Below are 14,693 nucleotides of genomic sequence, written 5' to 3' on the forward strand. Positions count from 1 at the left end.
CACGCGGTTCGGTCGCCCGAAGTCGGGCCCTGGCATCCGGTCTGGTCGCTCGACGTAGGGTCCCGGCGCCCGGTCCGGTCGCTCGACGCCGGACCCTGGCATCCGGTCCGGCCGCTCGATGAGGCCCCGTGAACGTGCATGAGCTCCTCGCCGCCGCCCGCGGCGGGTCCCTGCGCGCCACGGGGCGGCTGCTGAGCCTCATCGAAGGCACGGGCAGGGGGGAGGTGCTGACGGCCCTGGACGGGCTCCCCGACCCGGGCGCCCTTCGGGTCGTCGGCCTGACGGGCCCGCCCGGCGCGGGGAAGTCGACGACCGCGGCCGCCCTGGTCACCGCCTACCGCGACCGCGGCCTGCGCGTCGCGGTCCTGGCCGTGGACCCGTCCTCCCCCTACAGCGGCGGCGCCCTCCTGGGCGACCGCATCCGCATGGCCGCCCACACCGCGGACCCCGGCGTCCTCATCCGCTCCCTGGCCACCCGGGGCCACCTGGGCGGCCTCGCCGCCGCCGTCCCCGCCGCCGTCCGCGTCCTGGCCCACCTCTCCTACGACCTGGTCCTGGTCGAGACCGTGGGCGTAGGCCAGTCCGAAATCGAGATCGCCGCCGTCGCCGACCCGGTCGTCGTCGTCCTCACCCCCGGCGCGGGCGACGCCGTCCAGGCGGCCAAGGCGGGCCTCCTGGAGGTGGCCGACCTCCTGGTCGTCAACAAGGCGGACCGCGAAGGCGCCGAGCAGACCGTCCGCGACCTCCACATGGAGACCGACGCCCCCATCCTCACCGCCGTCGCCGCCAAGGCGGAGGGCGTCCCCGCCCTCGTCGACGCCATCGAAGCCCACCACCGCGCCGACACCCCCGCCCGCCGCAAGGCACGAGCCCACGCCCAGCTCCTCTCCCTGGCCCAGTCCCGCCTCCGCGGCCATCCCGCCCTGGAAGAACTGGCCACCGCCGTGTCCGAAGGCCGCCACGACCCCTACACCGCCACCGACCTCCTCCTCAAAGCCCTTTCTACCGGGACCCCATGACCATGCCCCCCTCCCAGCAGGATCTGTGGAAAACGGTGACCGGCAACCACCAGGGCATCCTCGCCACCCTCACCCCCGACGGCCTCCCCCACCTGTCGAACGTCCACTACCTGGCGGACCCGGCCACCCGCACCATCCGCATCTCCACCACGACCACCCGCCGCAAAGGCCGCAACCTCCTCCGCGACCCCCGCGCCGTCCTCCACGTCCCCGGCCCCGACTTCTTCAACTTCACCGTCGTAGAAGGCACCCTCACCCTGGCCCCCGCCACCACCCCCGGCGACCCCGCCACCAACGACCTCCACGAAATCCACTCCGCCTTCAACGGCGAATCCCCCCGCCCCGCCTTCGACCACAAGATGATCAGGACCCACCGCATGGTCGTCCACATCAAGGCCACCCGCCTCTACGGCCTCATCCACAACGGGCGATAGCGCGACCTGCACCAAAGGAACCGGCCGCAGACGTCCCGAAAAACGAGTGGACACGATGGTTAGCGTCATCGGTATGGGCGTCATCGATGTCGACCGGTTCATCGCCGACGGGTTCGTCAAGCTGGAGAGAGCCGTGCCACCTGAAGTCGGTGCCGCGGCCAGAACACTGCTGTGGCGGCAGATCGGTCTGTCGCCCCAGGACCCCTCGGGTTGGAAGAAGCCGGTGGTGTGGGCCGCGGACCTCACCGGCGAAGGCCCCTTCGGAGAGATCCTGCGAAGCGCCCGGCTGGCCGAGGCGCTGGACGAGATCTGCGGCCCCGGCGGCTGGATCCCTCGCGGCGCACTCGGCATGGTGCCCATCCGTTTCCCGCATCCGGAGCCCGCCGACGACCGAGGCTGGCATATCGACGCCAACGCCGCGCAGCCCGACGGCGGCTACCTGTGCAGCGGAAAGCCGGAGACGATGCTGCTGCTGACCCTCCTGTCGGACGTCGGCCCCGACGACGCCCCGACCCGCATCCGGATCGGTTCGCACCGTGACACGGCCGCGGTGATGGCGGACCGCGTCCTCGACCCGTTCGAAGCCGGCCCGCTGGTGGACGCCGCCAGCTCCCACCGCCCCCTCGCCCACGCAACAGGCCGCCCAGGCGACATGTACCTGGTGCACCCCTTCACCGTCCACGCCGCCGACGAACACCGAGGCCACGAGCCAAGGTTCATGTCCCAGGCCCCCGTCCTCCTGACCGAACCACCAACCCCAAAAGGCAACAACGCCCTGTCCCAAGCCCTCACAGCCAGTACCTGAACAACCCCGCGCCACCCCGCTCGGCTGCTTCGCGTGAGCGTCTGTCATTCTTTCGCAACCGCGATCCACCGACAGGATCCGTTTTCTTGCGGAGTCCGTGACCGACCATGCACGAGCCCACCACGATCCGACCCCACCCGGTCTCTCGAGGCGTTCCCGCCGCGATGCTCCTGATCACGGCTCTGGGAACGAGGATCGGTGAGTTCGCAGAGTGGCGGGTGACCATGGTCCTGGTAATCCTCGCACTGGTCACCGGCCTCAGAGGCGCACGAGCCGGTGTGACCCTCGACCAGGAAGCAGCTGTCGTCCGCAGCCTGTGGTGGACTCGTACGATCCCGCGCCGTGCCGTCACCCACGTGGAACCGGATGGGCCGTTCGTTCCCACGATCAAGTGGGTCTCCGATCAGGGCGAGAAGCGCTCCACTCCACTCGTCTTTTTCGCGGATTCCTCTGCTCCCCTGACCTCCATCGGAAAGCGCAACCGTGCCTGCACGCTGGAAGTGGCCCGGCACCTGGGCGTCCGTCCTTCCCGAAGGCGGCGGCTCGGCATCGCGCTCGAGCGAACGGAACGAGGCACACGCCGCCATCGCGGGGACTGAACCGGTTTGTGGCGGGCGGCGAGCCGAGGCTTCGCCAGAAGAAATGCGTTGGATTTTCTCTCCGGAAGTCCCATGCTCGTGGCGTGCGCAAGGAAGGGGAGAGATGGCTCTTGTGAAGAAGGGCTCGCGGGGCATTACGGTCGATGGGGCTCGGTATCGCTGGACGGTGCGTAGGAAGATGACCTACGACCAGGGTCAAGGGTGGGTGCCGTTCACTTTCGCCGTGGAGCATGCCGAGGGGACGGGCAGTGTTCTGGTGGTTCGGCTGCCTTGTGAGCACCCGCGGAGCTGGATGGGCGGACGGTCGATGGCCGTGCGGCCGGTGCTCGTCTCGTTGGCCGTTCGTACGGCGCTGACGCGTGGGTGGATGCCGTTGCGGCCTGGGTCGGCGTTTCGCCTTGAGCTGGCGGAGCGGGAGCTGCCCGGCGACACCGTGTGGTTCACCGCCGACTGCTGATGGTGCTCAGTGCAGGGGTGGAGAGGTTCCTGTGCGGCGGGTGGTCAATCCTCTACGTGGATTCCCAGGGCTGAGGTCAGGGTGTAGAGGAGGCTTTGGGCGTCTGCGCTGGAGACGATGATGCCGCGTAGCGATTCCACTCCGGCGATGCCGGAGAGGTCGCAGTGGGAGAAGCGTGTTCCGGCGATCTGGGTTCCGCTGAACTGCGCGCCGTTCAGCCGGCAGCCTTCGAAGCGGACGTTCTGGAATCTGGTGCCCTGGAAATTGGCTTCGCTCAGATTGCAGTCGCGGAAGACCACGTCCCGGAGGGCGGCGAACCGGATCGAGGCCAGGTCGGCGCGGCAGCCCTGGAAGAGGACGTCGCGCAGGCTGCAGTCCCGCAGGTCGGCGCCGGTGAGGCGGCACCTGTCCACCAGGGTGTTGAAGATCAGGCCGCTGGGCAGGGAGAGGTTCGCCATGTCGGCGTTCTCGAAGACGGCGTCGCTCAGCCGGGCCTTGGTGAGGAGGGACCCCGAAAGGCGGGTTCCGGTGAACCTGGCCCGCTCGACCTCCACTCCGTCGGCCTGCGATCCGGACAGGTCGAGATCGCTGAAGTCGGCGGAAAGGTAGACGCCGTCCTCCTCGAGATCGCCGCCCGGGCCGAGCGAAGCGGGGATCTTCGGCGCGGCGGGCTCTCGTGGCTTTCCCTGGCGAACGGGCATGGCAGCCACCCTAGTGCCCGTCGAACGGCGCCTCGGCGCAGGCCGGCGGGCGGGGATCCGGTCACCAGGACTCGACGAGGGGAGCGGTGCGCTCCCGCGCCGACCAGGCCGCGGTGAGGCGGCCGAGCCGTTTCGGCGAGGCCATGCCGTGGACGGTCGCGATCCTGCCCTCGCGGGTCTGGAACACCACGAGGCCCACCACGCGGTCGTCGAGCACGGCGATCAGGGCGGGGGAGCCGTTGACGACGCCGGCGTGCAGGGCCGGGGAGCCGCCGACCAGGCGCCGTTTGCTCTCGCTCGGCTTGAGCGCGCCCCGCAGCGTGGCGGCCACCCGCTCCGGGGTGGAGAGGCGCAGCAGCCTCTCGCCGAGTCCGGCTCCGTCCGTGACGGCGGTCGCGTCCTCGGTGAGCAGCGCGATCAGCCGCTCGGTCCGTCCCGAGGAGGCGGCGTCGAGGAGCGCCTCGACGATCCGGCGCGCGTCGGCGCCGTCGGGAACGTCGTCGCGGGGGGCGGCGGCGAGACGTCGCCGGGCCCGGTGGAGGTGCTGCTGGCTGGCGGCCTCGGTGATGCCGAGGATGTCGGCGATCTCGGCGTGGCTGTGGGAGAACGCCTCGCGCAGCACGTAGACGGCGCGTTCGTGGGGGGAGAGGCGCTCCATGAGGATCAGCACGGCCAGGGACACCGACTCGCGCTGCTCGAAGGTGTCGGCGGGGCCGAGCATCGGGTCGCCTTGGAGGAGCGGTTCGGGCAGCCACGCGCCGACCGCGCGCTCGCGCCTCGCGTGCGCGGAGCGGAGCCGGTCGAGGCACAGGTTCGTGACGATCCTGGTCAGCCACGCCTCCGGCACCTCGATCCGGTCGCGGTCGGCCGCCTGCCAGCGCAGGAACGCGTCCTGCACGGCGTCCTCGGCGTCGGCGGCCGAGCCGAGCAGGCGGTACGCGAGCGAGGCCAGCCGGGACCGGCCGGCCTCGAACTGCTCGATGGCGAGGGCGTCCACGCGGCCGATCCTAGGCGAGGGCCGTTTCGGCGGAGCGCGCGGGCGAGGCGGCCAGGCGGCGCCTGCGTGTCGGCATGCCGAAGGTCGGATGGCCCGTGCTCCAGGCGGCGCCCCGGAGGATGCCGTTCTTGACGAGCGACGCCGGGCGGCCCCGCAGGCACCAGGACGTGGCCTGGGCACGGCCGTCGACCAGCTGGAAGATGGCGTCGCGCCGCCCCAGGCTGATGTGGTTGCCGTAGTACTTCAACGCGGTGGAGGAGATTTCGCGGCCGGTCAGGCGTCCGACGATCGCGTCGATCGCCTGCATGGCCGTGAAACCGGCCGAGGCGCACGACATCGGCAGCGGCAGGCCGTTCTCGCCGATGGTGTGGACGCTGTCGCCGGCGGCGTAGACGTCGGGGTGCGAGACCGAGCGCATGGTGCGGTCGACGACGATCCGGCCGGTGTCGGTGACCTCGAGGCCGCTGTCGGCCGCGATGGGATGGACGGCGAACCCGCCGCACCACACGGTCGCCTCGGACGCGAGGACGGTGCCGTTGGCGCCCATCACCCCCGTCGGCTCGACGCGTTCGACGGACGTGTGCGCGTGGACGGTGATGCCGAGGCGGTCGAAGGCGCGGCGCAGGTGGCGGCGGGCGGCGGGGGAGAGCCAGTCGCCCGGTTCGCCGCGGGCGGCCAGCGCCACCTTCAGTCCGGGCCGTGACTCGGCGATCTCGGTGGCGGTCTCGATGCCGGTCAGGCCCTCGCCCACCACCAGCACGCGGCCTCCCCCGCCCAGACCGTCCAGGCGCTCGCGCAGCCGCAGCGCCGCGGCCCGGTCGGTGACGTGGAAGGCGTGCTCGGCGACGCCGGGGACACCGTGGTCGGCGACGGTGCTGCCGAGCGCGTAGAGGAGGGTGTCGTAGGCGAGTTCGCCGTCGTCCAGAGTGACGGTCCTGCTCGCGGCGTCGACCGCTTCGACCCGCGCCACGCGCAGCCGCACCCCGGTGCCGGCGAACATGTCGGCGAGCGGGAGCCGCTTGAGGTCCTGCCCGGCCGCGAGCTGGTGGAGGCGCAGCCGCTCGACGAAGTCGGGTGCGGCGTTGACGACGGTGATCTCGGTGTCGGCGGGGTCGAGGCGGCGGGCCAGGACCCCGGCCGAGTAGGCCCCGGCGTAACCGGCGCCGAGGACGACGATGCGGTGCCTCATGTTCCTGCTCCTGTCTGTTCGCTTGCCTCTTGAGCGAGACAGCCGCCCGAACCCTGACAGGACCGCCTTGTGAAGCGGCTCACACACCGCCCGGCGGGGCCGGGGCGAAGGCCGCGGCGTGGTCGCGGACGAAGTCGGAGACGTCGCGTGGGGGACGGCCGAGGAGGGCGGCGGCCGTGTCGGTGGTGAAGTCGCCCCAGCCGGAGGCGTACGCCTGGGCGTACTCCTCGAGCATGTCGACGATCCACGCGGGGACGCCGTAGCCGAGCAGGGTCTTGCGCTTGGCGTCGTCGCCGACCGGCAGGTACGTGATGGGGCGTCCGAGAACGCTTCCCAGCCGGTCGGCCGTCTCGTCGAAGGACAGGGAGTGCGGACCGGTGAGGGTGTACGTCCTGCCGTGGTGGCGGTCGGGCCCGTCGAGGAGGACGCGGGCGGCGCACTCGGCGATGTCGCGGGCGTCGATCATGCCGATGCGGCCCGAGGCCGTGTTCAGGGAGAACGTGCCGCTGGCGGAGATGTCGGACGCCTCGTTCAGCAGGTTCTGCATGAACCAGTGAGGGCGCAGGATCGTCCAGCGCAGGCCGCTCTGCTGGGTTTCGTGGTCGGACAGGGCGTGCAGCCGGCCGCTGCGGGTCGGGGCGTCGTGGGCCGCGCCGACGGCGGAGAGGCGGACGATGCGTTCGGCGCCGGCCTGGCGGGCGGCCCACACGGCGTTCATGTTGTTCTCGGGGGAGCGGGGGCCGTTCGGGGTGAGGAGCCATACGTCCTGCACGCCTTCGAAGGCGGGCGGCAGCGTCCGGGCGTCGTCGAGGTCGCCGACGAAGACCTCGGCGGGCAGGCCGTCCGCCCTGGACGCGTCGCGGACGAGGGCGCGGAGGTCGACGTCGGCGCCCGCCAGCGCGTTCATCAGCGCGGTGGAGACGGTTCCGGTGGCTCCGGTGACCAGTACGGTGCGTGGCATGTGCGGCTCCTTGGATCAGAGGTTCGGGGCGTGGACCAGGGGCTCGTCCGCCGCGCGGCGGACGGCGGCGCGTTCCAGGGCCCAGAGGAGGGCGGTTCCGGCGGAGAGCACGGCGCCCAGGACGCAGACGCCGGTCCAGCCGCTGCCGGCCCAGACCGCCGAGGTCAGGGCGGAGCCCACGGCGCCGCCGATGAAGAAGGCGGTCATGAAGGCGGAGTTGATGCGGTTGCGGGCCTCGGGGCGGAGGGCGTAGACGACGTTCTGGCTGCTGTTGAGCACGGCCTGGTGCGCCAGGTCCAGCACGACCACGCCGAGGAGCAGCCAGAACAGCGAGTGAGCCCCGCCGGCGATGGCGGCCCAGGACGCGACCAGCAGGACCGTCCCGGCGCCGGTCACGGTCTGGACGTATCCGCGGTCGGCCAGCCGTCCCGCCACTGTGGCGGTCAGCGCGCCCACGGCGCCGACCAGTCCGAAGAGCCCGATGGCCGACTCCGTCCAGCCGTACGACGGGCCCGCCAGCAGGAAGGTCAGCGCCGTCCACAACACGCTGAACGAGGCGAGGCTCAGCGCGACGATCGCCGCACGCCACCGCAGCAGCGGCTCGTACCGGAACATCGCCACCGTCGAGAGGAGCAGCCCGGGGTAGGTCATGCGTTCGCCGTCGTTGCCGAGCCGGGGCAGGAAGACGCGCAGCAGCACGGCCATCAGCGCCATCAGGGCCGCGCCCGCCCAGTAGACGGTCCGCCAGCCGCCCAGCTCCGACAGCGCTCCGGACGCGGTCCGCGCCAGGAGCAGGCCGAGCATCAGTCCCGTCATCACCGTGCCGACGACGCGGCCGCGCTCCTCGGGCGCCGCCAGCGTCGCGGCGAACGGCACCACGACCTGCGCTCCCACCGAGGTCAGCGCGGTCAGGGCCGTGCTGGCCAGGAGCACCGCGGCGTTGGGGGCGGCGGCCGACACCAGCAGGAGCACGGCGGTCGCCGCGTAGAGGGTCACCGCCAGCCGCCGCCGGTCCACCAGGTCGCCGAGCGGCACCAGCAGGATCAGCCCCAGCGCGTACCCGCCCTGCGCGGCCGTCACCAGCAGCGCCGCCGACGAGGGCCCGATCCCGAACTCCCGGCCGATCAGGTCGAGCAGCGGTTGTGCGAAGTAGTTGCCCGAGACCGCCAGCCCGGTCGCCACCGACATGAGCAGGAGCAGCCCGCGCGACAGGCCTTGCGCAGGGGGTTTCGTCGTCATGGACACAGTTTCGGATGAAAAGATCAATGAGTCCAACACATGCTTGTCATCCCAGCGATCTCCCATCACGATGGATCGATGGAGCTCCAGCAGATGCGCTACGTCGTCGCCGTCGCGGAGACGCGCAACTTCACGCGCGCCGCCGAGCGGTGCCGCGTCGTCCAGTCCGCGCTGAGCCACCAGATCGCCCGGCTGGAGCGCGAACTGGGCACCAGGCTGTTCGACCGCACCAGCCGCCGCGTGCGCCTGACCCCCGCCGGCGAGGCGTTCCTTCCCGCGGCCCGCCAGGCGCTCGAGGCCGCCGAACGCGCCCGCGCCGAGGTGGCGGCCGCCACGGGCGAGATCCGCGGACGCCTGGCCGTCGGCGCCATCCCCACCGTCACCGCGGTCGACCTCTCGGCGGCGCTGAAGCGGTTCCACCTGCGCCACGGGCAGGTGCGGATCGTCTTCCGCTCGGGCGCGAGCGAGGAACTCGTCGAGCACGTGCAGCAGGGCGCCCTGGACGTCGCCTTCCTGGGCCTGCCGCCGGACGCGCGCCCCAAGGGCGTCAGCGGCCACGAGCTGGCGCGAGGCCATCTGGTGGCCATGGTCCCGCCCGGACACCCTCTGGCGGGGGAGGAGCAGACGTCCCTGCACCGGCTGGCGGACGAGCCTTTCGTGGACTTCCCCGCGGGCACCGCGGGCCGGATCCAGTCGGACGCGGCGTTCGCGGCGGCCGGAGTCCACCGCGAGGTCGCCTTCGAGATCACGACACCCGACTTCATGGCCCGCCTGATCCGCCAGGGCCTGTGCATAGGGATGCTGCCCGCCGCCTACGCCCCGGAGTTCCCGGACCTGTCCGCCATCCGCCTCCACGACGCCCCGGCCCGCGTGGAGTACCTCATCTGGAGCCGCTTCAGGCCGTCCCCTGCGGCCGCGGCCTTCCTGTCCGTCCTGGGCGTCCCGGTCCCGCAGACCCGCGCGTGAGCGGCCGGAGGCAGGCGAAGGCCTCCGGCCGCGGGAGGTCAGACGCGCCGGTACTGGTGCACGGAGGTGATGGTGGTCATGGGACCGTCGGCCTCCAGCACGAGCTTCAGCGTCTTGGACGTGCAGGTGTACTGGACGAAGACCGGGATGAACGGGTCCTCCAGCCCGGCTCGGTAGTTCTTGGCGAGCTTGGCGGAGCCCGTGGGCTGGCCGCCGACGATGCTGGAGATGGTGGCGTTGCCGGTCGCCGACTTGCGCTTGAGGGTCAGGCTGCCCATCTTCTTCCCGGTGAGGGATGACTTGAAGGCCAGCTTCTTCCGGAAGGTGTCGGTCTCCGTGTAGGAGTCGCCTTCCACGACGCCCTTGGTGAAGACCTTCTTGGCGCGGGAGAAGTCATAGGAGGCCGACTTCCTGGTGATGGTCAGCCGGGTGCCCTCGCCGCCCTTGGCGTTGGCGGTGGCCTCGTCGATGTGGCTCTTCAGCCGGTACTTGGTGAGCTGCCAGGTGCCGACGGCGCAGGAGCCCGGTGCCGCGGAGGCCGCCGCGGGAACGGTGAGGGCCAGTCCGGCGGTCAGGGCGACGGCCGACAGCAGCCGGAGAGGGGTGGTGGACAAGTCGTTACTCCTTCGAGGTGTGCGTTGGCGGGGGCACCGGTCCTTCAGACGACCGCCGGAGGCAAGAAGATCGGATGACTCCACACGAATGTGTCGCATGTGGTTCTGTCGCACGTTTCACCCACGTGGTGGCATGAATGGTCCCGACCGGCGACACCGTGGAGACCCGCGCATGACAGACCAGCCGTTCCAGCCGAACGTCCCCCTCCAGCCTCCAGCGGGCCCCGGCGCCCCCGCGTCCTTCCCGATCGTGGAACGGGAGAACGGAGGCCGCTTCGAGGTGCGGCCCGACTCCATGATCCTCCACGCCGAGCCCGGCCTGTACGTCACCGGCCAGTTCTACGACGGCCGCGGCGACGCCCCCTTCCAGGTCCCGTGCCGGCAGGTCGGCTTCTCGGCGTCCGCGCGCACCCTCCTGGACGAGGACGGCTGGGCGCTCGGCTGGATCCAGACGGTCCTCCCCGGTAGTTCCTGGGTCGTCTACCGCCCTCCCCAGGACGACGGAACCCGCACCAAGCTGGTCACCGCGCTCGCCACCGCCAAACGCGACGGCCTGAAAAAGACGATCTGGTACGACGACCCCACCGCCCTGACCCGGAACGAGTGGGCCGATGCCGCCATGGACGACGACCCGAACATCGGCGTCTGGCATCCGAACGACCCGAACGAGCTCCACCCGGAACTCCCGAACTGGATCCCCCTCACCTGCGGCGGCACCAAGGAGTTCTGGTCATGGCTCGTAGCCCACAAGAAGACCACGAACGAACTGGTCTTCCTCCACCACGTCCACTGGGCCATCCGCTACGACGGCCGCTTCACCCCCGACTTCGGCATCGAAGCCGCCGAAGGAACAGGCGCCCGCATCCTCGCCCAAGGCCCCGGCCGAGGCACACAGACCCCCTGCTACGACAAGAAAGAAGTCGGCCCCGAGGACGAAACCCACGCCCTGGAACACCTCTGACCCCGAGACCGATCAGCGCTCATCCGTTGAAGCGGAGGAGGGACTCCTGGGCGTAGGAGGCCACGAGGGCGCCGTCGGCGGTGAGGACGTCGCCGCGGCCGAAGGAGCGGGAGTGGGCCAGGAGGGGGCTGTGCTGGCGGAGGAGGAGCCAGGTGTCGGGGCGGAAGGGGCGGTGGAACCAGAGGGTGTGGGAGGTGACGGCGGAGGTGAAGGCGGTGCCGGCGTCGCGTTGGGAGATGCCGTCGAGGGGGCGTAGGGCGGTGCCGATGAGGGTGAGGTCGGTGGCGTAGGCGGTGAGGGCGGGGGCCAGTTCCTCGGCGCGGTCGAAGGCGGGGGTGCGCAGCCACAGCTCCAGGTCGGGGGAGTCGGGCTTGGGGGAGTCCAGGTCGGCCGTGGTGCGGGTCTCCCAGGGGATGAGGTCGAGGGCGACGCGGTGCTCCTCGCCGGGCAGCGGGGGGACGGGGGCGGTGGTCTGGTGGTCGCGGCCGGGCTCGGCCTTGTGCAGGGAGACCGAGGCGGTGGCGATGGCGCCGCGGCTCTGGCGGGCGGTGATGGCCAGGGTGGCGAAGGTGCCGCCCTCGTGGTGGCGTTCGACCTCGTAGCGGACGGGTTCGTCGGCGCTGCCGGCGCGAGGGAACAGCACGTGCAGGGACTTGACGTCCTTGCCGGGGCAGGAGAGGGCGGCGGCGCGGACGAACTGGGCGAGGAGCTGGCCGCCGAACAGGCGGTGGTAGGTCAGCCGCTGGTTGCGGCCCTCGTAGGCGAGGGTGCCGTCGCCGGGCGACGGGAGGGGGGCGGGCTCCAGGCAGGCCAGAAGGTCGTTCCACAGATCGATGGACATACCCGAATGATATGGGTGTTATCGAAAAATGAGAACGACCTTCTCGCCTGGTCGGCTACTTTCCGGCGAAGCCGTGGGAGCAGAACTCCCACACCTCGTCGGCGGTGAGGGAGTTGGCGCCCTCGGCGTCGGCCGGGCCGCTGGACTGGGCGTTGAACATCACCGTCTGCATGGTCAGCGCGGCCAGGCGGCGGGGCGTGAGGCCGGAGCGCAGCTCGCCCGCGGCCTCGGCGCCGGTGATCAGCTCGGTGAAGAGCGAGAGCATCGGCGAGTGCGCGACCTTCACCTCGGCCGGGTGGGAGAGCAGCAGCTGCGGCGCGAAGTCGGTGAACAGCGGGCGCTGGGCGGCGGGGTCGGGGCGGCAGAGCTCGAACAGGAGGTGGACGGCGACCCTGAGCTGCTCCAGCGGGTCGGTCTGGCCGTCCGCGGCGGCGCGGATCTGGTCGGCCGACCGGCGCAGCGCGTCCTCGAAGAGGGCGAGCAGCAGCTCGTGCTTGCCGTCGAAGTGCTGGTAGAAGCTGCGCAGCGACTGGCGGGAGCGGTCGACGACCTCCTGCACGGTGAAGTCGGTGGTGCCCTTCTCCGTGATGATCGCCTGGGCGGCGTCCAGGAACCGCTCCACCCGCTGCTCGGCGCGGAGCTTGGCGGCCTTGGTGGAGCGCTCTATCGCGCGCTGCTTCCAGGCCGGCTCTTCGCTCACCGTACTCACGGGCGGATCCGTCTTCTGCGCCATAGGTAAACCTTACTGCACGGTACAAGCAGGAGGACTGTGTCCCTGGTCATGTGTCGGCCGTCCCTGGGGAGACTCTTACTTTCAATTCTTGAGAATGATATTCTCTCGAAGCCGCATGGCGAAACCCGTTGATGAAGGAGGACCGGATGAGCTGGGAGCCCGACACCGGCCGAGGAGTGCCGTGCGGCTGACGTTCGATCCCGCCGTCGAGGCCTTCCGCGCCGAGTTCGCCGCCTTCCTCGACGCGCACCTGCCCGAGGGGGCGGAGGAGCTCGAACGCCCCCGCTCCACCGCCCACATCCCCGAGTGGGCGCGCCGCTGGCAGCGGCTCCTGTTCGACGAGGGCTGGCTGCTGCCGGGCAACCCCCCGGAGTTCGGCGGCCGCGACGCGAGCCTCCTCCAGCAGTACGTGCACCTGGAGGAGCTGGCACGCCGCCGGATCTACCACAGCTTCAACCCCCAGGGCCTGGGCATCATCGCGGCCTCGCTGCTGTCCTTCGGCACCGAGGAGCAGAAGCACCGCTGGGCCGTCCCCGTGCTGCGCGCCGAGAAGACCGCCGCCCTGGGCATGAGCGAGCCCGGGGCCGGCTCCGACCTGGCCTCTTTGCGCACCCGGGCGGAACCGCGGGGCGACCGCTTCGTGGTGAACGGCCAGAAGGTGTGGACGTCCGGCGCCCACGACGCCGACTTCATCCTCACGTTCGTGCGCACCGACCCCGACGCCCCCAAGCACAAGGGCATCAGCGTCCTGATCGTCCCCACGGACCTGCCCGGCGTGACGCGCCGCCCGTTCGGCTCGCTCATCGGCCGCGGCGACCTGGACTTCAACGAGGTGTTCTTCGAGAACGTCGAGGTCCCCGCCGAGAACCTCGTCGGGGAGCTGAACCAGGGCTGGACGGTGGCCAACGGCTCCCTCGGCCACGAGCGCACCCTGCTGTGGCTGAGCTTCGCCGAGCGCCTGGAGGACCTCACCCAGGACTTCCGCCCGAGCACCGTGCTCGCCCGCGACCGGTACGCCACGCTCGTCATGGACCTGCACGCCCTGCGCCTCATGGGCTCGACGGCCCTGGCCCGGGCCGCCCGCGGCGAGCAGGACGTCGCCGCCCTGTCGGTGCTCAAGCTGTTCGGCTCCGAGGCCGTGCAGAACGCCACGGAGCAGGCGCTGGACGCGGCGGGCCCCGCGGCGCTCGCCCACCCCGCGCGGACCGCGCCGTTCAACCCCATGACGCTGGAGGACTTCTACGCCGGCTGGTTCGAGCGCTACGCCCGGAGCTTCTCCGGCACGATCGCCGGCGGCGCCTCCGACATCCAGCGCACCATCATCGCCGAGCGGGTGCTCGGCCTGCCCCGAAGCTGAGGAGCCCGTCTTGTACATCGACTACGAGGTCGCCGACGGCATCGCGACCATCACCCTGAACCGGCCGGAGGCGGCCAACGCCCAGAACATGGAGCTCCTCGACGAGCTCGACGCCGCCTGGACGGAGGCGGCCCGGGACGAGGACGCCAAGGTCATCCTGCTGCGGGCCGAGGGCAGGCACTTCTCCGCCGGCCACGACCTCAACGACGGCGGCTGGCCCGCCCCCGACAAGATCACCCTGGAGTGGATCTACGACGCCGAGACGCGCCGCTACCTGGACTACTCCCTGCGCTGGCGCAACGTCCCCAAGCCCTCGATCGCCGCCGTCCAGGGCAAGTGCATCGCCGCCGGCCTCATGCTGTGCTGGCCGTGCGACCTCATCGTGGCCGCGGACGACGCCCAGTTCTCCGACCCCGTGGTGCACATGGGCATCGGCGGGGTGGAGTACCACGGCCACACCTGGGAGCTCGGCCCCCGCAAGGCCAAGGAGATCCTCTTCACCGGCCGCCCCCTGACCGCCGACGAGGCGGAGAAGGTCGGCATGGTCAACCGCGTCGTCCCCCGCGCCGACCTGGACGCCCAGGCCCGCGAACTGGCGGCCCAGATCGCGGAGATGCCCGCCTTCGGCCTGCGCCAGGCCAAGCGCGCGGTGAACCAGACCCAGGACGTGCAGGGCTTCTACGCCGCACTCCAGTCGGTCTTCGACATCCACCAGACCGGCCACGGCAACGCCCTCAGCGTCAGCGGCTACCCCATCCTCGTCAAGCTCGACGAGATGAAGGCCAGGCTCAAGTAGCCGCGGAACGTGAAGAGGCCGGAC

17 protein-coding genes are annotated in these 14,693 nt (G+C 71.2%); 9 read left to right on the forward strand and 8 right to left on the reverse strand.

Going from position 1 to position 14,693, the window contains the following annotated elements; all coding sequences use genetic code 11:
• Positions 1 to 128: 128 nt before the first annotated feature.
• From meaB to ABD140_RS01495, 5 genes are all read left to right on the forward strand, one after another.
• Positions 129 to 1,019 carry a methylmalonyl Co-A mutase-associated GTPase MeaB gene (gene meaB, locus ABD140_RS01475; RefSeq protein ID WP_344235805.1) on the forward strand — a complete coding sequence of 297 codons (891 nt, stop codon included), beginning with the start codon at positions 129 to 131 and terminating at the stop codon, positions 1,017 to 1,019.
• Entirely contained in the window at positions 1,016 to 1,453 is a 438-nt protein-coding gene (locus tag ABD140_RS01480) for a TIGR03618 family F420-dependent PPOX class oxidoreductase (protein WP_344235807.1), read from the forward strand. The genes meaB and ABD140_RS01480 overlap by 4 nt, the downstream gene beginning before the upstream one ends.
• Before the next feature lie 73 nt (positions 1,454 to 1,526).
• Positions 1,527 to 2,258, forward strand: a complete 732-nt coding sequence (locus ABD140_RS01485) for a phytanoyl-CoA dioxygenase family protein (RefSeq protein ID WP_344235809.1) — start codon at positions 1,527 to 1,529, stop codon at positions 2,256 to 2,258.
• Between the two features lie 164 nt (positions 2,259 to 2,422).
• Positions 2,423 to 2,857, forward strand: coding sequence for a hypothetical protein (locus tag ABD140_RS01490; protein WP_344235811.1), 435 nt, complete (start codon positions 2,423 to 2,425; stop codon positions 2,855 to 2,857).
• Between the two features lie 103 nt (positions 2,858 to 2,960).
• The gene (locus ABD140_RS01495; protein WP_344235813.1) at positions 2,961 to 3,314 is read left to right on the forward strand and encodes a hypothetical protein; all 354 of its coding nucleotides are present in this window, start codon (positions 2,961 to 2,963) and stop codon (positions 3,312 to 3,314) included.
• Positions 3,315 to 3,358: 44 nt separating this feature from the next.
• On the opposite strand, the gene ABD140_RS01500 is transcribed toward ABD140_RS01495, so the two are convergent.
• From ABD140_RS01500 to ABD140_RS01520, 5 genes are all read right to left on the reverse strand, one after another.
• Positions 3,359 to 4,015 carry a pentapeptide repeat-containing protein gene (locus ABD140_RS01500; protein ID WP_344235815.1) on the reverse strand — a complete coding sequence of 219 codons (657 nt, stop codon included), beginning with the start codon at positions 4,013 to 4,015 and terminating at the stop codon, positions 3,359 to 3,361.
• 61 nt (positions 4,016 to 4,076) lie between these two features.
• A complete protein-coding gene (locus ABD140_RS01505) occupies positions 4,077 to 5,012 on the reverse strand; it encodes a sigma-70 family RNA polymerase sigma factor (protein ID WP_344235817.1) in 936 nt (311 codons plus the stop codon).
• Between the two features lie 10 nt (positions 5,013 to 5,022).
• Positions 5,023 to 6,201 (reverse strand): NAD(P)/FAD-dependent oxidoreductase, encoded by a 1,179-nt coding sequence (locus ABD140_RS01510; RefSeq protein WP_344235819.1) that lies wholly within the window; start codon positions 6,199 to 6,201, stop codon positions 5,023 to 5,025.
• A gap of 79 nt (positions 6,202 to 6,280) precedes the next feature.
• Positions 6,281 to 7,162: an SDR family oxidoreductase gene (locus ABD140_RS01515; protein WP_344235821.1), complete on the reverse strand. Its 882-nt coding sequence runs from the start codon at positions 7,160 to 7,162 to the stop codon at positions 6,281 to 6,283.
• Positions 7,163 to 7,177: 15 nt separating this feature from the next.
• Positions 7,178 to 8,401, reverse strand: coding sequence for an MFS transporter (locus ABD140_RS01520; protein ID WP_344235823.1), 1,224 nt, complete (start codon positions 8,399 to 8,401; stop codon positions 7,178 to 7,180).
• A gap of 78 nt (positions 8,402 to 8,479) precedes the next feature.
• On the opposite strand from ABD140_RS01520, the gene ABD140_RS01525 reads away from it, so the two are divergent.
• The gene (locus tag ABD140_RS01525; RefSeq protein ID WP_344235825.1) at positions 8,480 to 9,367 is read left to right on the forward strand and encodes a LysR family transcriptional regulator; all 888 of its coding nucleotides are present in this window, start codon (positions 8,480 to 8,482) and stop codon (positions 9,365 to 9,367) included.
• Between the two features lie 38 nt (positions 9,368 to 9,405).
• On the opposite strand, the gene ABD140_RS01530 is transcribed toward ABD140_RS01525, so the two are convergent.
• Positions 9,406 to 9,981, reverse strand: a complete 576-nt coding sequence (locus ABD140_RS01530) for a hypothetical protein (protein WP_344235827.1) — start codon at positions 9,979 to 9,981, stop codon at positions 9,406 to 9,408.
• Positions 9,982 to 10,153: 172 nt separating this feature from the next.
• On the opposite strand from ABD140_RS01530, the gene ABD140_RS01535 reads away from it, so the two are divergent.
• The gene (locus ABD140_RS01535) at positions 10,154 to 10,942 is read left to right on the forward strand and encodes a hypothetical protein (RefSeq protein WP_344235829.1); all 789 of its coding nucleotides are present in this window, start codon (positions 10,154 to 10,156) and stop codon (positions 10,940 to 10,942) included.
• A 19-nt stretch (positions 10,943 to 10,961) separates the two neighbouring features.
• Here the strand turns inward: ABD140_RS01535 and ABD140_RS01540 are convergent, their stop codons facing one another.
• Positions 10,962 to 11,783, reverse strand: coding sequence for an acyl-CoA thioesterase (locus ABD140_RS01540; protein ID WP_344235831.1), 822 nt, complete (start codon positions 11,781 to 11,783; stop codon positions 10,962 to 10,964).
• 55 nt (positions 11,784 to 11,838) lie between these two features.
• Entirely contained in the window at positions 11,839 to 12,492 is a 654-nt protein-coding gene (locus ABD140_RS01545; RefSeq protein ID WP_344235833.1) for a TetR/AcrR family transcriptional regulator, read from the reverse strand.
• Positions 12,493 to 12,697: 205 nt separating this feature from the next.
• Between ABD140_RS01545 and ABD140_RS01550 the strand changes: the two genes are divergently transcribed.
• A complete protein-coding gene (locus ABD140_RS01550) occupies positions 12,698 to 13,873 on the forward strand; it encodes an acyl-CoA dehydrogenase family protein (RefSeq protein WP_344235835.1) in 1,176 nt (391 codons plus the stop codon).
• 10 nt (positions 13,874 to 13,883) lie between these two features.
• On the forward strand, positions 13,884 to 14,669 hold the full coding sequence (locus ABD140_RS01555; RefSeq protein ID WP_344235837.1) for an enoyl-CoA hydratase: 786 nt from the start codon (positions 13,884 to 13,886) through the stop codon (positions 14,667 to 14,669).
• Positions 14,670 to 14,693: the final 24 nt, after the last annotated feature.

This window comes from Actinocorallia libanotica, from assembly GCF_039525175.1.
GTDB classification, from domain to species: domain Bacteria; phylum Actinomycetota; class Actinomycetes; order Streptosporangiales; family Streptosporangiaceae; genus Actinocorallia; species Actinocorallia libanotica.